The organism is Arthrobacter sp. KKT183, assembly GCF_055657625.1.
Genome location: NZ_CM145770.1, coordinates 1,226,543 through 1,251,599 on the forward strand (window position 1 = coordinate 1,226,543; position 25,057 = coordinate 1,251,599).

Annotated in this window: 27 protein-coding genes; 21 read left to right on the forward strand and 6 right to left on the reverse strand. The window is 64.4% G+C overall.

Features of this window, described 5'->3' with window-relative positions; genetic code table 11:
- Positions 1-5: 5 nt before the first annotated feature.
- From ACZ2GY_RS05845 to dapF, 4 genes are all read left to right on the forward strand, one after another.
- Positions 6-602 carry a regulatory protein RecX gene (locus ACZ2GY_RS05845; RefSeq protein ID WP_471673257.1) on the forward strand — a complete coding sequence of 199 codons (597 nt, stop codon included), beginning with the start codon at positions 6-8 and terminating at the stop codon, positions 600-602.
- 172 nt (positions 603-774) lie between these two features.
- Entirely contained in the window at positions 775-2,217 is a 1,443-nt protein-coding gene (gene miaB / locus ACZ2GY_RS05850) for a tRNA (N6-isopentenyl adenosine(37)-C2)-methylthiotransferase MiaB (RefSeq protein ID WP_471673557.1), read from the forward strand.
- A 1-nt stretch (position 2,218) separates the two neighbouring features.
- Positions 2,219-3,154 carry a tRNA (adenosine(37)-N6)-dimethylallyltransferase MiaA gene (miaA, locus tag ACZ2GY_RS05855; protein WP_471673258.1) on the forward strand — a complete coding sequence of 312 codons (936 nt, stop codon included), beginning with the start codon at positions 2,219-2,221 and terminating at the stop codon, positions 3,152-3,154.
- Position 3,155: 1 nt separating this feature from the next.
- The gene (dapF, locus tag ACZ2GY_RS05860; RefSeq protein ID WP_471673259.1) at positions 3,156-4,097 is read left to right on the forward strand and encodes a diaminopimelate epimerase; all 942 of its coding nucleotides are present in this window, start codon (positions 3,156-3,158) and stop codon (positions 4,095-4,097) included.
- On the opposite strand, the gene ACZ2GY_RS05865 is transcribed toward dapF, so the two are convergent.
- Entirely contained in the window at positions 4,094-4,726 is a 633-nt protein-coding gene (locus tag ACZ2GY_RS05865) for a class I SAM-dependent methyltransferase (protein ID WP_471673260.1), read from the reverse strand. The two genes, dapF and ACZ2GY_RS05865, sit on opposite strands and share 4 nt — an antisense overlap.
- A gap of 145 nt (positions 4,727-4,871) precedes the next feature.
- On the opposite strand from ACZ2GY_RS05865, the gene hflX reads away from it, so the two are divergent.
- Positions 4,872-6,437 (forward strand): GTPase HflX, encoded by a 1,566-nt coding sequence (gene hflX / locus ACZ2GY_RS05870; RefSeq protein WP_346028891.1) that lies wholly within the window; start codon positions 4,872-4,874, stop codon positions 6,435-6,437.
- Complete coding sequence (locus tag ACZ2GY_RS05875; protein ID WP_346028892.1) at positions 6,430-8,451, forward strand: ATP-dependent DNA helicase; 2,022 nt, start codon at positions 6,430-6,432, stop codon at positions 8,449-8,451. The genes hflX and ACZ2GY_RS05875 overlap by 8 nt, the downstream gene beginning before the upstream one ends.
- 20 nt (positions 8,452-8,471) lie before the next feature.
- On the opposite strand, the gene lexA is transcribed toward ACZ2GY_RS05875, so the two are convergent.
- Positions 8,472-9,203 (reverse strand): transcriptional repressor LexA, encoded by a 732-nt coding sequence (lexA, locus tag ACZ2GY_RS05880; protein ID WP_056549196.1) that lies wholly within the window; start codon positions 9,201-9,203, stop codon positions 8,472-8,474.
- Between the two features lie 290 nt (positions 9,204-9,493).
- Here lexA and ACZ2GY_RS05885 point away from each other — a divergent pair, with 290 nt between their 5' ends.
- From ACZ2GY_RS05885 to ACZ2GY_RS05920, 8 genes are all read left to right on the forward strand, one after another.
- The gene (locus ACZ2GY_RS05885) at positions 9,494-9,883 is read left to right on the forward strand and encodes a LysM peptidoglycan-binding domain-containing protein (protein WP_277358749.1); all 390 of its coding nucleotides are present in this window, start codon (positions 9,494-9,496) and stop codon (positions 9,881-9,883) included.
- A gap of 120 nt (positions 9,884-10,003) precedes the next feature.
- Positions 10,004-11,113, forward strand: a complete 1,110-nt coding sequence (locus ACZ2GY_RS05890; protein ID WP_471673261.1) for a histidinol-phosphate transaminase — start codon at positions 10,004-10,006, stop codon at positions 11,111-11,113.
- A gap of 67 nt (positions 11,114-11,180) precedes the next feature.
- On the forward strand, positions 11,181-11,798 hold the full coding sequence (gene hisB, locus ACZ2GY_RS05895) for an imidazoleglycerol-phosphate dehydratase HisB (protein ID WP_056548436.1): 618 nt from the start codon (positions 11,181-11,183) through the stop codon (positions 11,796-11,798).
- A complete protein-coding gene (gene hisH / locus ACZ2GY_RS05900) occupies positions 11,795-12,433 on the forward strand; it encodes an imidazole glycerol phosphate synthase subunit HisH (RefSeq protein WP_471673262.1) in 639 nt (212 codons plus the stop codon). The genes hisB and hisH overlap by 4 nt, the downstream gene beginning before the upstream one ends.
- A gap of 3 nt (positions 12,434-12,436) precedes the next feature.
- On the forward strand, positions 12,437-12,592 hold the full coding sequence (locus tag ACZ2GY_RS05905) for a hypothetical protein (protein WP_299165299.1): 156 nt from the start codon (positions 12,437-12,439) through the stop codon (positions 12,590-12,592).
- Positions 12,593-12,636: 44 nt separating this feature from the next.
- The gene (priA, locus tag ACZ2GY_RS05910; protein WP_471673263.1) at positions 12,637-13,389 is read left to right on the forward strand and encodes a bifunctional 1-(5-phosphoribosyl)-5-((5-phosphoribosylamino)methylideneamino)imidazole-4-carboxamide isomerase/phosphoribosylanthranilate isomerase PriA; all 753 of its coding nucleotides are present in this window, start codon (positions 12,637-12,639) and stop codon (positions 13,387-13,389) included.
- Between the two features lie 2 nt (positions 13,390-13,391).
- Positions 13,392-14,258, forward strand: a complete 867-nt coding sequence (locus tag ACZ2GY_RS05915) for an SseB family protein (RefSeq protein ID WP_471673264.1) — start codon at positions 13,392-13,394, stop codon at positions 14,256-14,258.
- Positions 14,259-14,297: 39 nt separating this feature from the next.
- A complete protein-coding gene (locus ACZ2GY_RS05920; protein ID WP_471673265.1) occupies positions 14,298-15,605 on the forward strand; it encodes an MFS transporter in 1,308 nt (435 codons plus the stop codon).
- 29 nt (positions 15,606-15,634) lie between these two features.
- Here the strand turns inward: ACZ2GY_RS05920 and ACZ2GY_RS05925 are convergent, their stop codons facing one another.
- The gene (locus ACZ2GY_RS05925) at positions 15,635-16,045 is read right to left on the reverse strand and encodes a DUF1844 domain-containing protein (protein WP_157359090.1); all 411 of its coding nucleotides are present in this window, start codon (positions 16,043-16,045) and stop codon (positions 15,635-15,637) included.
- Between the two features lie 326 nt (positions 16,046-16,371).
- Here ACZ2GY_RS05925 and infC point away from each other — a divergent pair, with 326 nt between their 5' ends.
- The 4 genes from infC (at position 16,372) to ACZ2GY_RS05945 (ending at position 19,154) form a co-directional block, all read left to right on the forward strand.
- The gene (infC, locus tag ACZ2GY_RS05930; RefSeq protein WP_471673266.1) at positions 16,372-17,427 is read left to right on the forward strand and encodes a translation initiation factor IF-3; all 1,056 of its coding nucleotides are present in this window, start codon (positions 16,372-16,374) and stop codon (positions 17,425-17,427) included.
- A gap of 111 nt (positions 17,428-17,538) precedes the next feature.
- Entirely contained in the window at positions 17,539-17,733 is a 195-nt protein-coding gene (gene rpmI / locus ACZ2GY_RS05935; RefSeq protein ID WP_026545492.1) for a 50S ribosomal protein L35, read from the forward strand.
- Between the two features lie 92 nt (positions 17,734-17,825).
- Positions 17,826-18,209 (forward strand): 50S ribosomal protein L20, encoded by a 384-nt coding sequence (gene rplT / locus ACZ2GY_RS05940; protein ID WP_056548429.1) that lies wholly within the window; start codon positions 17,826-17,828, stop codon positions 18,207-18,209.
- Positions 18,210-18,251: 42 nt separating this feature from the next.
- A complete protein-coding gene (locus ACZ2GY_RS05945; protein ID WP_471673267.1) occupies positions 18,252-19,154 on the forward strand; it encodes a TrmH family RNA methyltransferase in 903 nt (300 codons plus the stop codon).
- A gap of 41 nt (positions 19,155-19,195) precedes the next feature.
- On the opposite strand, the gene ACZ2GY_RS05950 is transcribed toward ACZ2GY_RS05945, so the two are convergent.
- Complete coding sequence (locus ACZ2GY_RS05950) at positions 19,196-20,422, reverse strand: MFS transporter (RefSeq protein ID WP_471673268.1); 1,227 nt, start codon at positions 20,420-20,422, stop codon at positions 19,196-19,198.
- Between the two features lie 293 nt (positions 20,423-20,715).
- Between ACZ2GY_RS05950 and ACZ2GY_RS05955 the strand changes: the two genes are divergently transcribed.
- The gene (locus ACZ2GY_RS05955) at positions 20,716-22,278 is read left to right on the forward strand and encodes an FG-GAP repeat domain-containing protein (RefSeq protein WP_471673269.1); all 1,563 of its coding nucleotides are present in this window, start codon (positions 20,716-20,718) and stop codon (positions 22,276-22,278) included.
- Between the two features lie 30 nt (positions 22,279-22,308).
- Entirely contained in the window at positions 22,309-22,758 is a 450-nt protein-coding gene (locus ACZ2GY_RS05960; protein WP_277358741.1) for a (deoxy)nucleoside triphosphate pyrophosphohydrolase, read from the forward strand.
- Positions 22,759-22,800: 42 nt separating this feature from the next.
- Here ACZ2GY_RS05960 and ACZ2GY_RS05965 read toward each other — a convergent pair whose 3' ends face one another.
- Positions 22,801-23,859 (reverse strand): Rv2578c family radical SAM protein, encoded by a 1,059-nt coding sequence (locus ACZ2GY_RS05965; RefSeq protein ID WP_471673270.1) that lies wholly within the window; start codon positions 23,857-23,859, stop codon positions 22,801-22,803.
- Positions 23,860-23,921: 62 nt separating this feature from the next.
- Between ACZ2GY_RS05965 and pcp the strand changes: the two genes are divergently transcribed.
- Entirely contained in the window at positions 23,922-24,563 is a 642-nt protein-coding gene (gene pcp / locus ACZ2GY_RS05970; RefSeq protein WP_346028900.1) for a pyroglutamyl-peptidase I, read from the forward strand.
- Here pcp and ACZ2GY_RS05975 read toward each other — a convergent pair.
- Positions 24,499-24,990: a hypothetical protein gene (locus ACZ2GY_RS05975; protein ID WP_346028901.1), complete on the reverse strand. Its 492-nt coding sequence runs from the start codon at positions 24,988-24,990 to the stop codon at positions 24,499-24,501. The genes pcp and ACZ2GY_RS05975 overlap by 65 nt on opposite strands.
- Positions 24,991-25,057 lie beyond the last annotated feature (67 nt).

Below are 25,057 nucleotides of genomic sequence, written 5' to 3' on the forward strand. Positions count from 1 at the left end.
GGTCCATGAACGGATTCTTCGGAACTCCGGGTGCAGCAACGCAGCGCAGTGCCCGGCGTTCAGCACGGAAGAGCGGCCCGCGGGCTCCTACGCCGGGCTCGCCTGCTGATCTCACGCCCGAGGCCGATCCCCATGAGGTGGCACGCGCTATCGTCCTGCGCCAGCTCTCCATGGCCCCGCGCAGCCGCCACCAGCTTCACACTAAAATTCGTGAGCGGGGTGTCTCAGAAGAGGTGGCGACGGGCATCCTGGATCGCTACGAGGAAGTTCAACTGATTGATGATGCCGAGTTTGCCCGCATGTATGTACGAAGCCGGGCACAGACCAGGTCGCTTGCGCGGTCCGCCATCAAGCGCGAGCTCGCTGAGAAGGGCATCACTGGAGAGCTGGCCGAGGACGCACTGCTCCAGCGGACAGACGAAGACGAGCGGTCAGCGGCCGAGGACCTTGTGCGGAGAAAGGCGAGGCCCCTTGCGGATCCTGGTGACCGTGCATCCCGTGACAAGCAGGTGCGCCGGCTTGTGGCAATGCTCGGACGCAAGGGCTATGCGCCGTCGCTCGCGTTCTCCATCGTCAAGGATGTCCTTGACCAGCAGGAGTAATCTCAACCGCCCGTCTTCCCCGGCGGTAGTTGGCCGGGTTGGGGCTGCTCTCGGTGGGCCGTACCCTTGACAGGTGAGTTCCACAGTTGCCTACCCCTCCCCGTCAGCACAGCCGGCCGAGCCCCTCTCTGCCACGCAGCGCACCTATGAGGTGCGCACCTTCGGTTGCCAGATGAACGTCCATGATTCCGAACGGATCTCCGGGCTGCTTGAGTCCGCCGGGTATGTGAGCGCCGGCGGCGACGAGGCCGACGTCGTCGTCTTCAATACCTGTGCTGTTCGCGAGAACGCGGACAATAAGCTGTACGGAAACCTCGGCCAGCTCGCGCCGGTCAAGCAGTCACGGCCTGGAATGCAGATCGCGGTCGGTGGATGCCTAGCCCAAAAGGATCGCGAAACGATCCTCCGCAAGGCGCCGTGGGTGGACGCCGTTTTCGGCACACACAACATCGGAGCCTTGCCCGCGCTCCTTGAGCGGGCACGCCACAACGAGGAAGCGCAGCTTGAAATCCTCGAATCCCTGGACGTTTTCCCGTCCACCCTGCCGACCAAACGTGATGCCGTGTACTCCGGCTGGGTGTCGATCTCCGTTGGCTGCAACAACACCTGCACCTTCTGCATCGTGCCCTCGCTGCGCGGCAAGGAAAAGGACAGGCGCCCCGGGGATATCCTCGCCGAGATCGAGGCCCTTGTGGCGGACGGCGCTATCGAAGTGACTCTGCTCGGCCAGAACGTCAACTCCTACGGTGTCGAGTTCGGGGACCGCGGTGCGTTCGCGAAACTCCTGCGCTCCTGCGGAAGCATCGACGGTTTGGAAAGGGTCCGGTTTACGAGCCCCCATCCGGCCGCCTTCACCGATGACGTCATTGATGCAATGGCAGAGACCCCGAATGTTGCTCCGCAGCTGCATATGCCGTTGCAGTCTGGGTCGGACCGGATCCTGAAGGCAATGCGGCGGTCCTATCGTTCTGAAAAGTTCCTCGGCATCCTTGACCGGGTCCGATCGCGGATGCCGCATGCGTCGATTTCCACCGACATCATCGTCGGATTCCCCGGAGAAACCGAAGAGGACTTCCAGGAGACGCTTCGGGTCGTGGAGCAGTCGCGTTTCGCGACGGCGTTTACCTTCCAATACTCCAAGCGCCCAGGCACGCCTGCCGCGGACCTGCCGGATCAGCTCCCGAAGGCCGTGGTGCAGGAGCGGTATGAGCGGCTCACCGAGCTGCAGGACCGCATCTGCCGCGAAGAGAACGCGGCGCAGGTTGGACGGCAGGTGGAGGTGCTCGTTACTGCTCATCAGGGCCGCAAGGACCATGAGACCCACCGACTGAGTGGGCGGGCGCGCGACCAGCGGCTCGTTCACTTCTCCGTGCCCGAAGGAGCAGACGCTCCGCGGCCTGGCGATCTCGTGACGGTGACTGTCACCGGAGCTGCCGCGTTCCACCTCGTCGCCGATCCGTCGGCGTCGGACTATCAGCTCCGCCGCTCACGCGCAGGCGACGCTTGGGACCGATCTCAGGCAGAATCGTGCGGGGCGCCGGCCCCCGGCGTCGGCGCTGCGGCAGGCAGGTCAGTAGTGCTCGGCATGCCCTCGCTTCCTCTCCGCAGCAACTGAGGTGAGCCGCGCTGTTGCTGCGCCCGCGACGCCGGTGATCGCCGTCGTCGGGCCGACCGGATCCGGAAAGTCCGAGTTGGGCATCGCGCTGGCCGAGGCGCTCGGCGGTGAGATCATCAACGCCGATGCCATGCAGTTTTACCGCGGCATGGACATCGGCACCGCCAAGCTGTCAGTCGGTGAACGCAGAGCTGTTCCCCATCACCTGTTGGACATCCTCGATGTGCGTGAGGAAGCAAGTGTCGCCCGTTATCAGGAGCACAGCCGCGAGGCAATTGCGCAGGTGCGTGCGCGGGGAAACGTGCCCATTCTCGTCGGCGGATCAGGCCTGTACGTCCGTGCGGTGCTCGACGAGCTTGAATTTCCACCGACCGACGCCGTCGTTCGAGCCGGTCTCGAGGCTGAAAGAGACAAGGTGGGCCTTCCTGCACTGCGGGAGCGCCTTGCCGCAGTCGACGCGGTATCGGCGGAACGGCTGGGGGACGAGCGGCGGGTGATCCGCGCCCTTGAGGTGCACGAGCTCACGGGCCGGCCCTTCAGTTCGTACATGCCGCGCCGCGTCTATCACCAGTCTGCCGTCCAGATCGGATTGCAGGCCGATCGGGACGTCCTCAAGGAGAGACTCGCTGAGCGGGTGTACTCGATGGTGGAGCGGGGGTTGCTGGAGGAGGTCCGCAGGCTGGACGACCTCGGGCTGCGAAGCGGCCGCACGGCTTCCCGCGCGCTGGGATACAGCCAGTTTCTGCGGGTACTCGACGGCGGCTGGTCGGCAGCAGAGGCAGCCGAAGACACCGTTGCGGCTACCCGCAGGTTCGCCCGCCGGCAGCTGACGTGGTTCCGGGCCGACGAGCGGATTCAGTGGTTCAACTGGCGTGATCCGGAGCTCCTCACGAAGGCGCTGGGCACCGTCGCCGCGCACGCCCCCTATCCTAGGTAACGTGACTTCACACACTGAACCAGCATTGTCCGCAAGGCCGGGACTGACGGGACTCTCCTTCTCCAAGGGGCACGGTACCGGTAATGACTTCATTCTGGTGGCAGACCCGAACGGCTCGGTCGATGTGACCGCAGCCGATGTGGCTGCCGCCTGTGACCGCCACCGGGGTATCGGCGCGGACGGATTGATCCGTGCCGTGCCGTCGTCGTTCCTTCCCGAAGGACGGGCCCTGCTTGAGGACACTCCTGAAGCGCAATGGTTCATGGACTACCGCAATAGCGACGGCTCGGTATCAGAGATGTGCGGCAATGGTGTCCGCGTCTTCGTCCATTTCCTCCTCGAATCCGGTCTGGTTGAGTTGGCGGATGGCGCCTCGATGGCCATCGGCACCCGCGGCGGCGTCAAAGTGGTGAAGCGGTCAGTCGATGGGTACTCCGTGGACATGGGGCCGTGGGAGTTCATCTACCCGGAAGCCGCGTCCGCGCGTGCAACCGACTCGCTGGTCGAAGCAGACGGGCTGCAGGTCGCCCGGCCTGGACTGTCAATCAGCATGGGTAATCCACACACGGTCGTCGCCCTTGCCGAAATCGCGGAGCTTCGCGCCACGCGGCTGTTCGACGCGCCTTCGGTGGACCCGGCACCGCCGCACGGAACCAACGTGGAATTCGTCGTCCCGCATGATCCACTCATGCACGACGGCGTTGGACAGCTGAGCATGCGCGTGCACGAACGGGGGGTTGGAGAAACCCTCTCCTGCGGAACCGGAGCCTGCGCCGCTGCAATTGCCACCCGCTACTGGGCGGGAGCGGACGCGCCCGACGTCTGGAGCGTGACAGTGCCCGGCGGAATCGTCGGCGTCCGCTTCACAGTCAGCGCACAGGGGGTAGAGCATGTGCATCTCAGCGGTCCCGCGGTGCTCGTGGCGCGAGGTACGTTCAGCTAGGCCTTCCGGGCGTTTTCCGGTGCGGTCCGCTCAACCCGCAGAATGCGGAAAGACTTCGACGTGGTAGGGCGGTCGACTTCATAGTCGGGCGGCAGCAGCTGCGCTGCAAGCCAACGCTGCAGCGAATCCGCACCAAGGTTCTTCTGGACTACCAACCATGCGCTCCCGCCGGGAGCAAGGCGCGGGAGCCAGCGCAAGAGGAGTTCGTGAAGCGCCTCTTTGCCGATCCGAATCGGTGGATTGGACCAGATCGTGTCGAAGGCAATGTCAGGGTTGACGTCGTCGGGCAGCATGGCCGCCACATTGCCCAGCTCCAGCCTCCGGGCGTTCTCCCTCGTCAACTCCAACGAGCGTTCGTTCACATCGATTGCGATGACCCGGGCGTGCGGTGCCTGAACGGCCATGGTCAGGGCAAGCGGGCCCCAGCCGGAACCAATATCAAGCAGAGTGGAACCGGTGACGGGAGGCACCTCCGACAACAGGATCGCTGTGCCTTTGTCGATGCCGTCGGGACTGAAGATGCCACCTGAGGTGATGAGGTCACGTTCCTGACCCGCAATGGGTACCCGGAGCGGCCGGCGCTTGTCGGGTCCGGAGGGGGCGGCGCTGAAGTAGTGCTGCGAATCCATAATGCTCCAGCCTAGTGCTCCGGGCCGTACCCGTGCGGCCGGGGACCGCTGGCTGTGCAGGAGTTGTCCCTCCGCGCTGAGAGAATTTTTGCCCATGCCGCGGGGGCAACGGACTACCATGGAAAGACGATCACCAAGGGAGAGTATGACCACACATAACGGAGCGTCCGCAACGCCCGAGCCGGAAATGGGCCCGGATGAAATCCAGGCCGTCATTGATCGGATACTTGCCAAGGACCCCGCCTCGTCTTCGAGCGGTTCCCAACGGCGTTTCGGTAGCGGGCCCGGTGGCCGCGCGCAGGCGCTGTCTGATCTCGACGAAGAGCACACGGGTTACGACGGTGAACAGCAGGATCGTGAGGAGCGGCGCGCACTGAGGCGTGTGGCCGGGCTCTCCACCGAACTCGAAGACGTCACCGAAGTCGAGTATCGCCAACTTCGCCTTGAGCGGGTGGTGCTGGCCGGCATCTGGGGCGAAGGGACGGTTGATGACGCTGAAAATTCACTGCGTGAACTCGCTGCCCTGGCTGAGACGGCGGGATCGGAAGTGCTTGACGGCATCATCCAGCGGCGCCTGAAGCCGGATCCCGGAACGTTCCTCGGGGCCGGCAAAGCGGAAGAGCTCAAGAACATTGTGATGGCCACTGGTGCGGACACCGTTGTCGTTGACAGCGAACTGGCCCCCTCCCAGCGCCGGGGGCTTGAGGACATCGTCAAGGTGAAGGTCATCGACCGCACGGCGCTCATCCTGGACATCTTTGCCCAGCATGCAAAGTCCCGTGAAGGCAAAGCGCAGGTCGAGCTTGCGCAGCTTGAGTACCTCCTTCCGCGGCTGCGCGGCTGGGGCGATTCGATGTCCCGTCAGGCTGGCGGCCAGGTTGGCGGCGCCGGTGCCGGTATGGGTTCACGCGGGCCGGGTGAAACCAAGATCGAACTCGACAGGCGGAAGATCCGCACGCGGATGGCCAAGCTGCGGCGCGAAATCGCGGGCATGAAGCCCGCACGCGAGACCAAGCGCGCCAACCGTCGTCGTCATGAGGTTCCATCAGTGGCAATTGCCGGGTACACGAACGCCGGAAAGTCGTCTCTCCTCAATCGGTTGACCGATGCGGGCGTGCTGGTGGAGAACGCGCTGTTCGCGACCCTGGACCCCACCATCCGCCGGGCACAGACGCCTGACGGACTCGAGTTCACTCTTGCTGACACCGTCGGTTTTGTCCGGTCGCTCCCCACCCAGCTCGTCGAGGCGTTCCGTTCGACGCTCGAGGAAGTTGCTGATGCGGACCTGATCCTCCACGTTGTGGACGCATCCCATCCGGATCCGGAGGGGCAGATCACAGCGGTCCGCGACGTCCTGACGGAAGTCGACGCACGCAAAGTGCCTGAGATCGTCGTCCTGAACAAGGCCGACGCGGCAGATCCGTTTGTGCTTGAACGCCTCAGGCAGCGCGAACCCCGCCATGCAATTGTTTCCGCCCGCACAGGTCAGGGGATCGAGGAGCTGCTGGAACTGATCAGCCAGTCCATCCCGCGTCCAAGCGTGAAACTGACTCTGCTCGTGCCCTACCAGCGCGGAGACATCGTGAGCCGACTGCATCAGCCGGACGCAGAGATCCTCGGCCTGGAGCATGTGGAGGACGGCACTCGGGTAGATGTGATGGTCAGGGAGGGTCTGGCGGCAGAACTGGAGCCGTTCGTCACGCATGGCTGAGGGAAGCATCAGTCCCCTTCGACTGCTTGACGACGTCGTAGCGGCGATGGGCGGGCAGCAGCGTAGCGGGCAGCATGAAATGGTACGCCAGGTCGAGGAAGCAATCGGCAACGGCACACACCTGTTGGTGCAGGCCGGAACCGGAACAGGGAAGTCACTGGCCTATCTGCTTCCGCTCATCGCGCATGCCGTGAAGGGTGACACAACCTCGATCGTCTCGACGGCCACCCTTGCCCTTCAGTCCCAGATCGTCAACCGCGATCTGCCGAGACTTCTCGAGACCCTGCGTGGTTCGCTTCCTCGGCCGGTCGACGTAGCGCTTCTGAAAGGCCGGGGGAACTATGTCTGCCGGCATAAGACGGCAGGAGGTTTCCCCGACGAGGATGATTCGGGAGCCCTCTTCTCACTCGACGGTGACACCGCGGCGCCGCATCCTGCGGCAGGACCTTCCACCCCGCTCGGACGGGAAATCGTGCGGTTGCGGGAATGGGCGGAAGAAACGGAGACCGGGGATCGGGACGAACTCCTTCCCGGTGTCAGCGACCGGGCCTGGCGCCAGGTATCCGTGTCCAGCATGGAGTGCCTTGGTGCGCAGAAGTGTCCCGTTGCTGAGGAATGCTTCAGTGAGCGCGCACGGGAGAGGGCAGGAAAAGCGGACATTGTCATCACCAACCATGCGCTGCTGGCGATCAACGCTTTCGAGGGGCTGGCGGTCCTTCCGGAGCACGACGTAGTGGTCATTGACGAGGCGCACGAGCTACACGACCGCGTCACGTCTGCGGTGTCTGGGCAACTGTCAGGAGCACTGATCGGCGCTGCGGCCTCAGCGGCGAGGCGCCATCTCGGTTCCAACACGGACACATTGGCGGCCGCACAGGATGCCTTCGAGAACGCGTTCGACGCTCAGCCCACGGGTCTGATGGCTGGGGGACTGGACGAGTTGCAGGAACTCGCGCTCGTGCAATTGCGGGAGTCATGCCGCCTGGCGCTGTCCGAATCGAGTTCCGACGGGTCCTCCCAGTCGGCAGACGGTGGCCGCCAGATGGCACGCTCACGGCTGTTGGTATTGCTCGAATTGTCCGAACGGATGGTCGCAGCAGGTGGCGCGGGCGAAGTGCTCTGGTCGAGTCGGCCAAGTACCTTTACACCGGGCTCCGGTTACTCCGCGGCTGATGACTCCTCGCCTGCCACGATCAGCATTGCGCCGCTGTCGGTTGCCGGGCGTCTCAGGCGGGGATTGTTCGAGGACCACACGGTTGTGCTCACGTCAGCTACGCTCGCAATCGGCTCGGAGTTCGGACCGGTTGCCGGGTCCCTCGGTTTGACGGGCGAGGGAGCGCCGTCATGGACCGGCGTGGACGTTGGCAGCCCATTCGACTACCCCCGACAGGGTGTCCTGTACGTCGCCAAGGACCTGCCCAAACCGGGCCGCGGGACTTCCGGGGAACAACTTGATGAGCTGGAGGCGCTCATCAAAGCCTCCCGCGGAGGAGCGCTGGGACTGTTCTCCTCGCGGCGTGCGGCGGAGGACGCTGCCGACGCGTTGAGGGACCGGCTCGACGTTGAGATTCTCTGTCAGGGTGAATCTTCCATGTCCGCGCTGGTGAAGCAGTTTTCAGAGGAGCCCGACACCTGCCTGTTCGGCACTATGTCGCTGTGGCAGGGCGTCGATGTGCCTGGAACTGCCTGCCGGCTTGTCACCATCGACCGCATACCGTTTCCCCGACCTGATGATCCACTCATGACTGCGCGGACCCGAGCTGTCGCAAAGGCCGGAGGCAACGGATTCATGAATGTTTCCGCTACCCATGCCGCCGTTCGTCTTGCGCAGGGAGCCGGCCGTCTCATCCGCTCCCACGATGATCGAGGCATGGTGGCAGTACTGGACTCCCGGCTGGCAACCGCGGGCTACGGCGGCTTCCTCAGGGCTGCGCTACCGCCGTTTTGGTCGACGACGGACCGCGCAACGGCGCTCGGGGTCCTCTCCCGGCTCGCTGAGACGCAGCGCGCCTAGCACCATGCCGCGCGCCTCGGTCAGAGCGCACGCATCACCGAGACAACTTTGCCCATGATGGTGGCGTGGTCACCGAGTATCGGCTCGTAATTGGTGTTCTGCGGCAGAAGCCAGGTGTGACCGTCACGCTGCCGGAAGGTCTTCACTGTGGCCTCATCATCGAGGAGTGCTGCCACCACATCGCCGTTCTCGGCTGTGCTCTGCTGGCGGACCACTACCCAGTCTCCGTCGCAGATCGCTGCATCAATCATGGAGTCACCTGAAACACGCAGCATGAACAGATCGCCGTGCCCGACGAGCTGCCGGGGCAGTGGCATGACATCCTCAACAACCTGATCCGCCAGAATAGGACCTCCGGCTGCAATCCGTCCGACCAGCGGGACCATTGCCGCGTCGACGGCCGACGATGCCCGCGCAGGTTCCTCCCTTTCGGCGGAGGAGGGCAGCGCACGCGGTGTGCTGTCACCGAGCGTGAGAGGAAGCAGGATTTCCATCGCTCGCGGGCGCTTGGGATCGCGGCGGATGTAACCCATGCGTTCCAGCTGTGAAAGCTGGTGCGTGACGCTGGACAGACTCGCAAGCCCTACGGTGTCACCGATCTCGCGCATTGAGGGCGGGTAGCCGTGCGCAGCTACGCTGCGCTGAATTGTCTCGAGAATTTTTGTCTGACGTGCTGTCATTCCCTTTGGCATGGCCCTGCCGCGCGGCCTTCCGCGTCCGCGCTTCGCATCGGGCGAAGGCACCTCTGCCATGTCCTTTGCCGCACTGAGATCTGCCACGAGATGCATCCCTTCCTCCGGCCGGGCCCGGACTGCCGGCTCGCCAACCATTTTTGTCAGTGGCGGGTGATGAGCTGGTTTGTGAAGCAGCCGGACCGTCACCCTTGACAGCAACGCTAGGGGAGGCGGGACGTGTTTTCAAACATTTGTTCGAGTGAGTCTCGACAATATTAGTTTACAAGTGCTAATAATAAGTGCAGAGGAATAGAACACAGCTTCGAACAAAGCTGTGGGAGATCCACACAACGAGAAAGGTGGACGCCATGTCTACGCTCCATATCGCAGGATCAGCTTCCGTACTTCACCCAGAGGACCGTGAGAATAACGGGCCGGCTGCGGCGCCGCGCCTTCATCTCACCCGTCGCGGCTGGGTGGTTCTGGTGGCAATTCCGGTCGCATTGCTTGTTGCCGTACTGCTGGTGGTTGCTTCGTTCTTCACCTCCCAGGCGCAGGCAGCGACAGCCGGCGGTGACCTCACGGACACTGTCCGGGTCAGTGTTGCATCGGGGGAGACACTCTGGGCTCTTGCTGCCGAGTACGCGCCGGAACGTGATCCGCGAGCCGTCGTTGAGGAAATCGTCGAACTGAATGTTCTAGGCTCGTCGACCGTGCAGGCCGGGCAGTCGCTTCATATTCCGGTTGGAAATCCATAAGGAGCGGATCTGCTTCCGCACAGCGGTAGGCGCGCTGATTCTTCACAGGTTGGCTCGTAACAGTTCGCCCGGCTTCAGCGGAATTCTTCGTGGCGGATGGGGCGGCCTTAAACTCTCATGGTGACCGATCCGCTAGAACGCCTTAACAGACTGCCGATCCGCGAGAATCTGCGCGGCCTTCGACCATACGGTGCGCCCCAGATCGATGTGCCCATTCTGCTGAACGTCAATGAGAACACCCATGGCGTTCCGGAGGATGTTCGCAGTGCAATTGTTGAAGCAGTCGAGGGCGCCGTGGCGGGGCTGAATCGCTACCCTGACCGGGAGTTCACCGTGCTTCGCGAACATCTCGCCACGTACCTAGGGCACGGACTCACCGCGGACAACATCTGGGCGGCGAATGGATCCAATGAGGTTTTGCAGCACGTCCTCCTCGCGTTCGGCGGACCGGGCCGGACTGCGTTGGGATTTCCTCCCACCTACTCGATGTATCCGCTGCTCGCAGGCTCCACCGGTACTGGATACCTGACAGGTTCGAGGGATGAATCCTTCGACCTGGACGCTCGTACCACCGCCGGCGAGGTAGCCGCCACGGGCGCAAACATTGTCTTCCTGTGCAGCCCGAACAACCCGACCGGCACAGCGCTTCCCCTGGAGGTGGTTTCCGAGGTCTACGATGCAGGCGAAGCGGCGCAGGCAATCGTCATTGTGGACGAGGCGTATGCAGAGTTTTCCCACTCCGGCACTCCGAGTGCGCTGGAGCTCCTGCCCGGCAGGGAACGGCTTATCGTCTCGCGCACCATGAGTAAAGCCTTTGCGCTGGCCGGAGCCCGTCTCGGGTACTTGGCCGCAGCGCCGGAAATTGCGGATGCGCTTCGGCTCGTGCGTCTCCCGTACCACCTGTCGGCGATTACGCAGGCCACGGCTGTCGCGGCGCTGACCCATTCGGCGAAGCTGCTCGCCAACGTGGATGAGATCAAGCGGCAAAGAGACCGCATTGTGTCCGGGCTGACGGGGATGGGTCTGCCCGTTGCACCTTCGGACTCCAATTTTGTGCTGTTCGGAGGGCTCGATGATCCGGGCGCCGTCTGGCAGGACCTGCTTGATGCCGGGGTTCTTATCCGGGACGTCGGGATTCCGGGCCACCTTCGGGTGACCGCCGGAACGCAGGAAGAGACCACAACCTTCCTGAAAGCCCTCGAATCTTTGATCCGGCCGCGTGTCTCCTAAACTGGACCGGGACGCACATGCGGGCCCGCCGCCCGTCTCGCTGCCGAAACAACCGTAAGGACCATCCATGACCGCGGAAGCTACTGCCAATCGCGCTGCCCGACGTGAGCGGACCACGAGTGAGTCGTCGGTGTTCGTCGAGGTCGATCTAGACGGCACCGGGCGCTCGGAGATCAGCACGTCCGTGCCGTTCTACGACCACATGCTGACGGCCCTGGCAAAGCACTCATTGATCGATCTCACCGTGAGGGCCACCGGCGACACCCACATCGATGTCCACCACACTGTGGAGGATGTAGCAATCACATTCGGTGAGGTTCTGCGCGAGGCTCTCGGCAACAAGGCAGGTATCCGGAGGTTTGGTGAGGCAACTGTGCCCCTGGACGAAGCTCTAGCCAATGCCGTCGTCGACATTTCCGGGCGCCCCTATCTGGTTCACTCGGGTGAACCCACAGGCCAGGAGTACCACCTCATCGGCGGACATTTCACGGGATCCCTGACGCGCCATGTCTTCGAGGCGATCACCCTGCACGCCCAGATTTGCCTGCATATGACGGTCCTTGGCGGCCGGGATCCGCACCACATCGTCGAGGCCCAGTTCAAGGCTTTCGCCCGCGCCCTGCGCGCCGCGGTTGAACCGGACCCACGGGTGAGCGGAATCCCTTCCACCAAGGGAGCGCTATGAGTGCGCCGAAAGTGACGGTTCTCGACTATGGTTCCGGGAACATTCGTTCGGCGGTGCGGGCACTGGAACACGTCGGCGCTGAAGTCACGCTGAGTTCAGCGGCTGATGATGTCCTCAACGCCGACGGGCTCGTCGTGCCCGGTGTGGGAGCGTTTGCCGCCGTCATGCAGGGCTTGAAAGAGGTTGACGCGCTGCGCATGATCGGCCGTCGTGTTGCCGGCGGTCGCCCCGTCCTCGGAATCTGCGTCGGGTTGCAGATCCTGTTCGAGGAGGGCGTGGAACACGGCGTACGGACCCAGGGCATGGGGGAGTGGCCAGGTACGGTCGAACGGCTCAAGGCGGAAGTTGTGCCGCACATGGGCTGGAACACCGTCGAGGCCCCCGCCGGGTCGGTGCTTTTCGAGGGCATTGCTGAAGAGCGCTTCTACTTCGTTCACTCCTACGGTGTGCAGGAATGGAACTTCGACGTCACCCAGCCGGCTATGCGGCCGCCGCTCGTCACCTGGTCCACGCACGGCAGCCCGTTCATTGCCGCGGTGGAGAATGGCCCACTCTCCGCCACGCAGTTCCACCCCGAAAAATCCGGCGACGCCGGTGCGCAGTTGCTGCGTAACTGGACCGGCAGCCTTCGCTGATCCATGTGGAGCCTGATTCTCATGGGACTGGCGGGGCTGCTGATCGGCGGCGTCGTTTCATTCCATCGCCAGCAGATGCCCCGCGCGCTCACCATCAGCTTCGGCGTTCTCGCCGTCCTGGCGCTGCTCGCCGCGTACCTGCTCACCCTGACCCCCTAACTGTCCGGCTGCGCCGGCACCGATCTTAAGAACAAAGGAAGCGAATGAGTCCCTTCACCGAATCGCCCATCCTCGAACTGCTCCCTGCGGTTGACGTGGCCGACGGCCAGGCCGTCCGGCTGGTACAGGGAGCGGCCGGCAGCGAAACAAGTTATGGCGATCCACTCGATGCCGCACTGCAATGGCAGAACGACGGCGCCGAATGGGTCCATCTCGTTGACCTGGACGCGGCCTTCGGCCGGGGATCAAATCGCGATTTGCTTGCCCGCGTCGTCAAGGAACTGAGCATCAAAGTGGAGCTCTCCGGCGGGATCCGGGATGACGCGTCCCTGGACCAGGCGCTCGAGCTCGGAGCGGAGCGGGTAAACCTCGGCACCGCGGCCCTGGAAAATCCCGTGTGGACAGCCAGCGCAATTGCCCGCTACGGCGACGCCGTGGCCGTCGGTCTCGACGTTCGTGGCACCACCCTGGCTGCCCGCGGCTGGACGGAGGAAGGCGGTGACCTCTGGGAGGTACTCGCCCGCCTGGATGATGCCGGCTGTGCTCGCTATGTCGTGACTGACGTGACCAAAGACGGAACGCTTCGGGGTCCCAACCTCAAGCTCCTCCGGGAGGTGCTCGAGAAAACCGAGCGGCCGGTGGTGGCATCCGGCGGCATCTCCAGTTTGGATGACCTTGCCGCGCTCCGGCAGTTGGTCCCCGATGGGCTTGAAGGCGCCATTGTAGGAAAGGCCCTCTATGCGGGCGCCTTCACACTGCCGCAGGCGCTCGACGTCGCGGGGCTCCCGGAGCGCTAGCCATGGCAGAGCGGAGGCTTCCTGCCCACATCGAAGCGGCGCTGAGCGGTAACATCACTGACTCGGCAGGCCGCGCCTGGGAAGGAAGGGATCTTTCCGGCGGCGGGAACCCGCTGCACGCCTTCGACAAGGACGACGGCGCGGTGCCGGCGGTTTACGCCGCTGCCCTGCAGGCTCTGGTGCACGGCGCCGCTGATGAGGCCGCAGTGCTGCGGGCGCTGACGGAAATCCGTGTCTTCGTACCGGTGATCGCGCAGCTTGGCGGCCCGGAAGCTGTTGATGATGTCACTGCAGGCCCGGGGCACCGGCACCATGAAGGTGACAAGGAAGCCGACATGGCGCTGGTAACCATCAAGGCGCCGGACGGGCGGAGCGCCCTGCCGGTCTTCACAGCCACAGCGCACCTCCAAAGCTGGCATCCGGAGGCCAGGCCCGTTGCGGTCTTCGCCTCCCGGGCAGCCCTGGCCGCGGTGTCCGAGAAAGCTGAACTCATGGTGGTCGATCCGGGCGCAGAAGTGACATTCGTCGTGCGCCGCCCCGCTCTCTGGGCGCTGGCGCAACAGGGCCAATGGTCGCCGTCGTACTCTGATCCGGACCTGGCCCGCCTCGTGGGGAAGGCGGTCGTTCCGGGCGGGAGCATTCGCAGGGTCGAAATCGCGCCCGGGGGAGGAATCTCAAGCCGCACCGCTGGCGGTAAAGTGGTTGGAGGCGGCGGTGCCGGTCCCGAGTTGCGCCTGACCCTCGTACTTGAGGAAGGTCTCTCACAGGAGGACGTCCGCTCCACAGCGGCGGCGTTCCAGGACCGCCTCCAAAACCTGCAGGAGTTTGTCGAGCGGGTGGACTCGCTCGAAATCCGGCTCACGCGTTGATCTTCCAGGCGGTTGGGCCCGCGTGAAAGATGAAGAACGTTGAACTTTGCCGTTTACCGGGAGCTGCTCAGGATTGTCCCGGTCCGCCGACTGCTGATCGTGGGAATGATCGCACGTTTCCCCCACTCTGCCGCAGGGGTGCTGCTTACCCTCCACGTGGTGCAGACCCTCGAACGCGGTTATGCCGAGGCGGGCGCCGTAGCTGCAGTGATGACCATCGGTATCGCCGTCGGTGCGCCCTGGCGCGGCCGGCGTGTCGATACAGCAGGGTTGCGGGCCGCGCTGATTCCATCGGTGATTGCCGAGGCGGTGATCTGGTCGGTGGCGCCCCACCTGTCATACGAGTGGCTGCTGCTGGCCGCGCTCGTTGGCGGCGTCTTTACTCTTCCCGTGTTCTCCGTTGTCCGGCAGTCTTTGGGTGTGCTCGTGAGCGGCACCTCCCGCCGGACGGCTTTCACCCTCGATGCGGTGGCCACCGAGGTGATCTTCATGGGCGGACCGGCGCTAGGGGCTGTGCTCGCAACGCAGGTGTCCACGGTGCTGGGACTGACTGTTGTGGGCTTCTCCACCGCCGTGGCGGGGATGTTCCTCATGTGGTTCAACCCGCCGACACGCAGTACCCAGCCGGGAGCCGTCGGTGCCACGCTGTCCGGAGCGCAGGATGATGCAGCGGCCGTGGAAGTGTTGGTGGCATCAGCTCCAGCCCACGTCAGTGAAGCGTCAGCAGAACTCGTTCCCGGAGCGCGGCCGGCCCGTGCTGCACGGGCGCGGGCGCGGATGGCGCACAGTTTCGCCTGGCTCACGCTGCCGGTGGCCGTGGTCATGATCGTGGCCGCCGGTGCCGGCCTTGTCCTTGCCGGCACGGATGTCGGCATCATCGCGGTACTGGAAGCCGATCAGCGGGCCTTCGAGCTGGGCTGGGTCTTCCTCGCCTGGTGCTCGGCGTCCGTTGTGGGCGGCCTCGTCTACGGTGCCATGCACCGACCGCTCTCGCCGCTGGTGCTCCTGCTGCTGATGGCGGTTCTCACCATCCCGATGGGCTTTGCGGACAGCACGGTGGTTCTTGCGTTGCTCTCAATTGCGCCAGGGCTGCTATGTGCTCCGGTTCTCTCCGCGGCCTCGGAGCGGATTGCTCATCTGGTCACCGAGGAACGCAGGGGGGAAGCCATGGGCTGGTATGGCTCAGCCCTCACCTCCGGAGTGGCACTGGGCGCGCCGCTGGCAGGCGTGATGATCGACTCCGTGGGCCCGTGGGGCGGGTTCGTCGCAGTGGGTGCAGCGGCCGCCGCCCTGAGCCTGGCGTGTCTGGGAGCACAACAGGTACTACGACGGCGGCGCTTCGCCTGATCTCTCAGATCCCGTTTCGCGAAGGACAGTCAGTTGACCGGACCGGTGAACTTCTCGCCCGGTCCCTGGCCTGGAGCGTCAGGGATGAGTGATGCTTCCCTGAACGCAAGCTGCAGGGACCTCAAGCCATCGCGCAACGGGCCGGCATGCTGGCTGCCGATCTCCGGAGCTGCGGCGGTGATGAAGCCGGCGAGTGCAGTAATCAGCTTGCGGGCCTCGTCGAGGTCCTTGTACGTTTCGGCGTCAGTGCCCTCAGCCAGTCCGCACTTGACGGCAGCTGCGCTCATCAGGTGCACTGCCGACGTCGTAATCACCTCGACGGCGGCGACTTCCGCAATGTCCCGAACGGGATTGTTCGCATTGCCGGACGCGGCGCGCGTTTCCTCCGGCGTCTGGAAGGTGTGGCGTGCGGCGTCGGGATTATTGTCTGCTGTGCTCATGCTGGTAAGCTTGTCACAGACCAACTGGGGGTCGTTATTTTTTGTGGCCGGGAACGGCATGAAAAAGATCACCAGTATGCAAGCGGAGTCCTCTCCCACCCGCGATTGCCGCCGTTGCCCCAGAGGCAGCCACAGGCAGCCGGGTTCAGGTCGGTGCGCTGGCTCTCCCTTTGGTAGGGAGCGCCGTTGATGCACTGATGCCGAGGCCTTCGATTGCGCATGCAGTTGGAGGCCTTCTCCTTTTGCAGGCGGTTCAGTTATTCAACGGATATCAGGAGCAGCACATTAGCGAGCCAAGAATCAATGATCGTATCCGCGTCCCAGAGGTGCGGTTGGTAGGCCCTGCCGGCGAACAGGTTGGAATCGTCCGCATCGAAGACGCCCTCCGCCTCGCCGCTGAGTCCGACCTTGATCTTGTTGAGGTGGCACCTCAGGCAAAGCCTCCCGTTGCCAAGCTCATGGACTTCGGTAAGTACAAGTACGAAGCCGCGGTGAAGGCGCGTGAAGCGCGCAAGAACCAGACGAACACCGTGCTGAAGGAAATCCGGTTCCGCCTGAAGATCGATACCCACGATTACGAGACCAAGCGGGGCCACGCTATCCGCTTCCTCGGTGCCGGAGACAAGGTCAAGGCCATGATCCAGTTCCGCGGTCGCGAGCAGCAGCGTCCCGAGATGGGCATCCGCCTGCTGCAGAAGTTTGCTGAGGATGTGTCCGAGGTCGGCGTGGTTGAGTCCACCCCCCGCATTGACGGTCGCAACATGGTGATGGTTATCGGTCCGGTGAAGAACAAAGCCGAAGCCAAGGCTGAAGCACGCCGTGCTGCCCAGCGCGCCGAGTCAAAGGCTGCCAATGATTCGTCGAGGGACAAGGTTGACACCTCTGGCTCCGCACCGATGACGCAGAGCATCGGAGACTTGCTGCCCGAGGAACTGCGTACGGCAGGATCAGCTTCGGCGTCTGAGACTCCTGTAGCTGATGCTCCTGTAGCTGAGAGTTCAGCACCTGTGACGGCAGTACCTGGGACCGCAGCGTCTGCTGTGGATGCGCCCGCTACTGATGCGCCGAAGGCTGCTGAGGCCACGCAGGTAGAGGAAGCGCCGAAGAAAGCTGCGCCGAAGCAGGCTGCACCGAAGGAAGCTGCACCGAAGGAAGCTGCGCCCAAGCAGGCCGCGCCGAAGGAAGCCGCACCGAAGCAGGTTGCCGCTCCGGCTGCAGCGCCGAAGCCTGCCGCTGCTGCCGCAGCGCCGAAGCCCGCTGCCGCGCCCAAACCTGCAGCAACGCCGAAGCCCAGGCCTGCGTCGGCTGCACCAAAACCAACCGGCAAGGCTGCCCCGGCCAAGGGAACGCCAAGCCGATCGAAGCCGTCCGGCTCCAGCTAGGAGTCGGCTGCCCACCAGGCAGCAAGGCAATACGTAAGCACCGCAGTCCGCTGCGGAGATCGCAAGAGCCGCCGGCAAAGTGCCGGCGGAGACCAAAGGAGATCGGTTTCCATGCCGAAGATGAAGACCCACAGTGGCGCCAAAAAGCGCTTCAAGCTGACCGGCAGCGGAAAGCTCAAGCGCCAGCAGGCCAACCGTCGTCACTACCTGGAGCACAAGCCCTCCACGTTGACGCGCCGTCTGGCCAGCGACCAGATCGTGTCCAAGGCTGACACCAAGGTCATCAAGAAGATGCTCGGCGTCTAACACACCCCCTATCACTTCCGGACACCTTCGCAGGCGGCTGTACTGCCGCCCACGGAACCTCTGTTCGGACGATCTATCTAAGGAGTACGCACGTGGCACGTGTGAAGCGGGCAGTCAATGCCCACAAGAAGCGTCGGGTTATTCTTGAGCGCGCCAAAGGCTACCGGGGGCAGCGTTCGCGCCTGTACCGCAAGGCAAAGGAGCAGCTGCTCCACTCGTTCGTCTACAGCTACGGCGATCGCCGCAAGCGCAAGGGCGACTTCCGTCGGCTCTGGATCCAGCGCATCAACGCTGCGTCCCGTGCCAATGGCCTCACGTACAACCGCCTCATCCAGGGCTTGAAGGCTGCCGGCATTGAGGTTGACCGCCGGATGCTCGCAGACCTCGCCGTAACTGACGCCAACGCGTTCGCGGCACTTGTGCAGATCGCCAAGGACGCACTGCCGTCCGACACCTCTGCGCCGGTCCACGCCTAGGCAGCGCACCCAGCCGGTTCCGTGAGCCGGTTGAAATAATCCATGAATACATCCGAACGCCCCCAGGCACAGCTACTGACCAATCCCCGATCAGATCGGGTCCGGGAGGTAGCGAAGCTTGCGGGGCGTTCGGCGCGTCAGCGGCAGGAATCCTTCCTCGCCGAAGGTCCGCAGGCTGTACGCGAAGCGTTGCGCCTCCACGAGGCCCGCCGTTTGGCCGGGGGAGCCGGCGTCGTGGAGGACGTGTATCTGACGGCTGAGACCCTGGCGCGCTACCCGGAGTTCGGTGCTGTGGTTCCGCCGCGGATGGTGACGGCCGAGGTGCTTGCAGCTATGAGCTCAACCGTCACGCCGCAGGGTGCCCTCGCAGTCTGCCGTTTCATCGACTCGTCGCTGGCGTCGGTGCTTGAGCGCAGTCCGCGGCTGATTGCCGTCCTGGTGGAGGTTCGTGATCCCGGAAATGCCGGGACTATCCTCCGTGCCGCCGACTCCGCCGGCGCTGACGCTGTGGTGTTGACCAGCGGAAGCGTGGACGTCTACAACCCGAAGACCGTCCGGTCGACTGTGGGTTCCCTTTTCCATCTGCCCGTGGTGGTCGGCGTCGATACCCGGGACCTGCTGACAGCGCTTGCCGGTCATTCCGTCACGGTGCTGGCGGCCGACGGCTACGGCGACTGGAACCTGGACGAGCTTCAGGACGCGAGTGCGGCCAGGCGGCTGGCGCCGTCGTCCCTGAGTGTAAATGAGCAGGACGCACGGAAGCCGTTCCTGGAGGCCCCCACAGCCTGGTTTTTCGGCAACGAGGCGCAGGGATTGGCGCCGGAAGTATTGGAGGCAGCCGGCCACCGGGTGTCAGTACCCATTTACGGCAGCGCTGAGAGCCTGAATGTCGGTACCGCAGCAACTGTGTGCCTCTACGCGTCCGCCCGGGCTCAGCGCGGTTAGACGGCTTTCTTCCGTCGGGTCCGCGGGAGGCGGCCAAAAGCTCAGCGGGAGGCGGCGAGAACCGGCTTCTCCGGAGCCGTGGCGGCGCGGTCCATCCGACCGCTGATCAACGCCACTCCCAGACCGAAGGCCGCAAGCACAGCACCCACCAGGGCCGGTGCCGTGTAGCCCCAGCCGAGCGCGATCACCGCGCCGCCGAGAAACGCGCCCAACGCATTCGCCGTATTGAGCGCCGCGTGGTTCATGGAAGACGCCAGCGACGGAGCGTCGGGGGAGACATCCATCAGGCGCACCTGCAGCGAGGGGATCAGAGCCGATCCGATCGCCCCGACGAGGAAGACGAACAGCAGGGCCGTCGGTGCCCACTGCACCGCCACGGCGAAAAGCAGAAGGCACACCGAGATGCTTCCCATCACCCAGTAGATGGTCCCCAATACGGAGATATCGGCGAGTCGCCCGCCTACGACGTTGCCTGCGACCATGCCAAGACCATAGAGCGCGACGACGATCGGCAGCACAGCTTCGGAGACACCGGCCACTTCCGTCATGGTCGGTGCAATGTAGGTGTACACAGCGAAGAATCCGCCGAAACCGACCGTGCCGATCAGCAGGGTCATCCATACCTGTCCCCGTTTCAGTGCCCCCAGCTCCCGGGTGATGCTCGCGCCGTCGCGTACGTCCTGATGGGGTACAAAGCGGGCGATCAGGAGCAGCGTGAGGATGCCGATGAACCCTACGAGGATGAACATGGTCCGCCACCCGAACTGCTGCCCGAGCCAGGTCGCAAAAGGCACTCCCACAACGTTGGCAATGCTCAGTCCCATCATGACCATCGCAACAGCGTGGGCACGCCGCGTCGGCGAGGACAGTGATGCGGCGATGACCGCGGCTACTCCGAAGAAGGCCCCGTGGGGCAAGCCGGAGATGAATCGGGAGACCAGGAGCCACCCGTAGTCGTGGGCAATGTAGGAGGAGAGGTTCCCTACGGTGAAGAGCGCCATCAGTGCCAGCGCTACCCGCTTGTGCGGGAGCCGGGCACCGAGCGTTGAGAGCAGGGGAGCACCAACGACGACTCCCAGCGCGTACGCCGAGATGACGTGCCCGCCCGCGGGGATATCCACGCCGAGGTCATCCACCATGCTGGGCAGCAGCCCCATGATGGCGAACTCGGTAGTGCCGATCCCGAAGCCACCCACCGCCAGGGCGAGAATCGCCAGGACAAGGGTGTGCGTTGGTCGTTCGGCGGGCATTGCAGGCACGGGACTCATTTCGACGACGGGAAGCGCCTAAGCGGCGCCGGTTATGTGGCCGCGCATCGTTGAGCAGGGACTTCTTGCACCTTCCACTTTACGGGTCCGAGATTGGATCGATGCCAAAAAGATCCCGAACCGGGCGGTGCAAAGTACGGCAGTCGGCTCTAAAATTGGACCGGCACGAGGAGCGCGGAGCCATGGATGGATCATCCCCTGAACCAGCAATTTCCCCCGGAACGTCTCAGTATTCGTTCCGGAGATCATCTGACTACGGGTCGCCCGCGCCGCCTTCGGCTGTCCACCGGCTGTTGACCACCTGCCTTCTGACGTTCAGCCTCATTGTGGGCATGCTGGGAGCTACCGTTCCCGCGGCTCACGCGGCGCCCCTTTTCGGTCATGACGTTTCCTGGCCACAGTGTTCGACGGCGCAGGGCGGCTTCGGGCTGCCTCTTCCGCCGCCGGCATCCCAGTTTGTCATCATCGGCCTGACCCGCGGGCTTGCCTTCACCGAAAACCCGTGCCTTGCAGACCAGGTAACCTGGGCGCGCACCAACGCCAAGCCGGCCCACGGCTACGCCATGGCCACCTACCCGACTGCGGCCCAGCTCACCACCTACGGCGGGCAGGGGCCGTGGTCGTCCACAACGCACGCCGGGCGGCTTTCCAACGTTGGCTATTCGGAGGCCCGCTTCGCCGTTCAGAGCCTCACTCGGATCGGATTCCGCCCGCCGGTGGTGTGGATCGATGTTGAACCGCGCCCTGCCCAACCATGGCCGGCTGCAACCGCCGCCCAACGATTGGACAACAGATACGTCGTCGAAGGGCTCATGCGCGGATTGCGTGACGCTGGATTCGCCTACGGTTTCTACTCCTACGCCGCCGGTTGGCAGGAAATCGTTGGCCAATGGCGGTTGACGGGCGTACCTGTCTGGGCCACGGCAGGCAGGCTGGACTACCCGACCGAAGCACTCGACAGGTGCTTTCCACCCAGCTTCTCCGCCGGCCGTGTCTACATTTCCCAGTGGTATGACGATGTCCGTGACTATGACCGCACGTGCGAACCGTATAACTTCACTGCGCTGCCCATCCCGGCCTCTACGCTGACCGGCTCCACCGCCGAGTTCAACGGGGACTGGCGTAACGACATTCTGGCCCGCGTCGGCGCGACCGGCGAGCTGAGACTGTATGCCGGAACCGGTGCCGGGCGTTTGAACTCCGGAATCCAGATCGGCAATGGCTGGGGGATCTTCAACGCGCTGGAGACACTCGGCGACTTCAACGGCGACGGCCCCGCAGATGTGATCGGTCGCGAAGCAGCTACCGGGGTGCTGTGGCTCTACAGGGGGAACGGCACCGGCGGTTGGTTGCCGCGTGTACAGGTGGGCCATGGCTGGAATGGAATGAGCAGCATCACTGCACCTGGGGATTTCGACGGTGATCAGCGGGTGGACCTGCTGGCACGCGAACGGGCCACGGGTGCGTTGTGGCTGTATCGGGGGAATGGTTCCGGTGGTTGGCTGCCGCGCGTCCTCGTGGGAAGTGGATGGAACTCGATAACCGCGATCATCACGCCGGGCGATTTCAGCGGCGACCGGACCAGCGACATCCTCGCACGCGATGCCGCGGGCATCCTCTGGCTCTACCCGGGTAACGGTGCGGGCGGATGGTTGCCACGGGTCCGCGCCGGGCATGGCTGGAACTCGATGACCGCGATCGTTGGAACGGGTGACCTCAACGGTGACCGAATTGCTGACATCGCCGCACGTGATTCGAGCGGTGCACTCTGGCTGTACCCGGGCAACGGCAGGTCCGGCTTCCTTTCGCGCAGTCCCCTCGGCTCAGGCTGGAACGGAATCAACGCCATCTTCTAAGCCGTCGTTCTGCGCCCCTAGACTGGCTGGATGACCGATACCCAGCGCACACAAGTTGTCGGCGCCGCCATTGTTGATTCGCTCACTGTACCGTCCAAACTGCTCGCAGCGCGCAGAAGCGCTCCGGAGCAGTTCGCCGGGCAGTGGGAGTTCCCCGGCGGCAAGGTTGAGCCGGATGAAGATGACTTGGAGGCGGTCCAGCGTGAAGTGCGCGAAGAGTTGGGCGTGGACGTGCAGGTCGGGGCTGAACTCGTCGGCCCTGATCCCGACGGCTGGCCGCTGAATGCCTCAGCAGGAATGCGGGTGTGGCTGGCGGTCATCACCGCCGGCATACCGGCCGCATTGCAGGACCACGACGAGCTCCGCTGGGTCAGTCTCAGGGATACCGGCGAGCTCCGGGATCTTCCGTGGATCCCTGCGGACCGTCCCATCGTTGATGCTCTGCTCGAGACCGTGGTTCCGGTCGAAGATCTGACTTAGGAGCAGAAGAGGGTAGCCGGGCGCAGACGCGGGAAGTTCGGCTCAGAAGAGCGTGGGCTCGGCTGCTGACACCCCATGCCCGGGCGATGCCGACGACGACGGCGCGTGCCCACCTGCTCCCGCTTCCTCCCGAAAGAAGCGTGCCCCGGCAGCCAATCCATGACGACGCCGGTGCACCTGCACGCGTTTCGAGAGCCAGGTGCGGTATTCACCGGAGGTGTAAGTGCCTCCGCCATAGAGCCGGCGGTAGCGTCCGACCAGCGAGGGATGTTTTTTGGCCAGCCATTCCATGTACCACTCACGGGCTCCCGGACGCAGGTGCAGTGCTCCGGCGGACACACCCGTGGCGCCCGCCGCAGCGAGGGCTGCGAACAAGGCGTCCAGGGCTTCATCGCTGTCGGTGAGCCACGGCAGGATGGGCATGGCCATGACGCCGCAGGGCAGACCCGCATCCCGCAACCTGGTGATGAGGTCCAGGCGTGCGCGCGGGGTGGGAGTTCCCGGTTCCACCGTGTGGGCAAGCTCGGGATCGAGCACCGCAAGCGAAATTCCCATGCCGAGGCTGACCTGGGTGCCGGCTTCCTTGAGTAGCGGAAGATCCCGGCTGAGCAGCGTCCCCTTGGTGAGAATGGAAAACGGTGTACCGCTGTCTGCGAGCGCACGGATGATGCCCGGCATCAACCGGTACCGTCCTTCGGCCCGCTGGTAGGGATCGGTGTTGGTGCCCATCGCCACGTGTTCGCAGTTCCAGGAGGGTTTGGCTACCTCGCGCCGGAGGACCTCGCCGATGTTGGTCTTGACCACTACTTGCGAGTCGAAGTCGAGACCGGTGTCCAGGTTGAGGTAGCTGTGGGTCTTGCGGGCGAAGCAGTACACGCACGCATGCGAACACCCACGGTAGGGGTTGACGGTCCACGAGAACGGCATTCCCGAACTTTCCGGGACTCGGTTCAGGGCCGATTTGGCCAGCACCTCGTGGAAGGTGATGCCCGCGAACTCCGGGGTTCTAACGGACCGCACAAGCCCGGCGAGCGGCACCAGCGGCTCCGGTTCTCCGGCAGCGGCCACCGTCGTCGTCGTTTTTTGCGCATCCCATCGCATTCTTTTATTAGAACATACGTTCCTATTGAATTGCGGAAAGGCCGGAGGGATAGGCTGGTGAAATGATCCTGCTCACCGGCTTTGAGCCTTTCGGCGGCGAAACCGTCAATCCCTCCTGGGAGGCGGCTCAGCAGGCCGCAGCCATCCTGGCGGATGAGGGCGAGGCGGTGGTAGCGGTTCGGTTGCCCTGCGTCTTCGGCGCAAGCATCGATGTGCTTGCTGATGCCGTTCGTGCTCACCAGCCGCAGCTGGTGCTGTGCGTGGGGCAGGCGGGAGGCCGGTCGGAAGTCTCTCTCGAGCGGATCGCGATCAATGTCGATGATGCCCGGATTCCGGATAATGCGGGCAACCAGCCGGTGGACGATGCCGTGCGCGCCGGCGGGCCAGCGGCTTACTTCAGCACTCTTCCGCTCAAGCGGAGCCTGCAGGCGCTGGTGGAGGCCAGGCTGCCCGCGGCGGTGTCCCAGACGGCCGGCACGTATGTCTGCAACCACGTCTTCTACGGGCTCATGGATCTACTGGCCCACGGTGACGGTGCGCCGCGCGGCGGCTTTATCCATGTGCCGTTCTCGACCGAACAGGCACAGGCTCACGGCGCGTCCGGGATGCCGATCGGGGAGATGGCCCGCGCGCTGGTTGTTATTGCCCGGACGAGTGCCGACTCCGGAGCGGATCTGAGGATCGCAGCCGGCGCGGAGCACTGACACGCCGGGTCAGCGCGGCGCGCAGCGGGCGCTCCACGTAGCCGCCCTCCTGGAGACCGGCCCCGCGTTCGAAGACATTGCGCGACGCCGGATCACCAGTGAGGAGCCAGGACGCCCCCGCGGCAAGAAAGTAGGCCGGCAGGAACGGCAGGCCGAAGCACAACGCATACTGCGTACAGTGGCGTGCTTCATGTTCGACGAGCCGCGGTCTCCGGGCCACCACTTCCGGTCCCGCACGGAACAGCACAACGTTTCCCACGGTGAACGCAGACGCCTTCGGCAGCCGGGGGGAGTAGTGATGCGCGAAGATGAGGCCGCGGGAAGCGGGGCGGAGCTCGCAGCCCACCAGCTTCGCGGCGGCCAGGCCGAGCAGCGTAGATCCGTTCATCCAGTTGAGTGCCGAGCGCAGGCGGTCGCGGCGATGCATAGGCCCAAGTCTAAAGATATGGTGCAGGACATGCCCGGCCGTGGTTGGGGCCATTCGGGGCACCCGC

Coding starts and splice junctions, on each gene's coding strand:
- ACZ2GY_RS05845 (WP_471673257.1), top strand. CDS start 6: ATGAACGGATTCTTCGGAACTCCGGGTGCAGCAACGCAGCGCAGTGCC.
- miaB (WP_471673557.1), top strand. CDS start 775: ATGAACGTCCATGATTCCGAACGGATCTCCGGGCTGCTTGAGTCCGCC.
- ACZ2GY_RS05865 (WP_471673260.1), bottom strand. CDS start 4,726: ATGGATTCGCAGCACTACTTCAGCGCCGCCCCCTCCGGACCCGACAAG.
- hflX (WP_346028891.1), top strand. CDS start 4,872: ATGACCACACATAACGGAGCGTCCGCAACGCCCGAGCCGGAAATGGGC.
- ACZ2GY_RS05875 (WP_346028892.1), top strand. CDS start 6,430: ATGGCTGAGGGAAGCATCAGTCCCCTTCGACTGCTTGACGACGTCGTA.
- lexA (WP_056549196.1), bottom strand. CDS start 9,203: ATGGCAGAGGTGCCTTCGCCCGATGCGAAGCGCGGACGCGGAAGGCCG.
- ACZ2GY_RS05885 (WP_277358749.1), top strand. CDS start 9,494: ATGTCTACGCTCCATATCGCAGGATCAGCTTCCGTACTTCACCCAGAG.
- hisB (WP_056548436.1), top strand. CDS start 11,181: ATGACCGCGGAAGCTACTGCCAATCGCGCTGCCCGACGTGAGCGGACC.
- hisH (WP_471673262.1), top strand. CDS start 11,795: ATGAGTGCGCCGAAAGTGACGGTTCTCGACTATGGTTCCGGGAACATT.
- ACZ2GY_RS05905 (WP_299165299.1), top strand. CDS start 12,437: ATGTGGAGCCTGATTCTCATGGGACTGGCGGGGCTGCTGATCGGCGGC.
- priA (WP_471673263.1), top strand. CDS start 12,637: ATGAGTCCCTTCACCGAATCGCCCATCCTCGAACTGCTCCCTGCGGTT.
- ACZ2GY_RS05915 (WP_471673264.1), top strand. CDS start 13,392: ATGGCAGAGCGGAGGCTTCCTGCCCACATCGAAGCGGCGCTGAGCGGT.
- ACZ2GY_RS05925 (WP_157359090.1), bottom strand. CDS start 16,045: ATGAGCACAGCAGACAATAATCCCGACGCCGCACGCCACACCTTCCAG.
- rpmI (WP_026545492.1), top strand. CDS start 17,539: ATGCCGAAGATGAAGACCCACAGTGGCGCCAAAAAGCGCTTCAAGCTG.
- ACZ2GY_RS05945 (WP_471673267.1), top strand. CDS start 18,252: ATGAATACATCCGAACGCCCCCAGGCACAGCTACTGACCAATCCCCGA.
- ACZ2GY_RS05950 (WP_471673268.1), bottom strand. CDS start 20,422: ATGAGTCCCGTGCCTGCAATGCCCGCCGAACGACCAACGCACACCCTT.
- ACZ2GY_RS05960 (WP_277358741.1), top strand. CDS start 22,309: ATGACCGATACCCAGCGCACACAAGTTGTCGGCGCCGCCATTGTTGAT.
- ACZ2GY_RS05965 (WP_471673270.1), bottom strand. CDS start 23,859: ATGCGATGGGATGCGCAAAAAACGACGACGACGGTGGCCGCTGCCGGA.
- pcp (WP_346028900.1), top strand. CDS start 23,922: ATGATCCTGCTCACCGGCTTTGAGCCTTTCGGCGGCGAAACCGTCAAT.
- ACZ2GY_RS05975 (WP_346028901.1), bottom strand. CDS start 24,990: ATGCATCGCCGCGACCGCCTGCGCTCGGCACTCAACTGGATGAACGGA.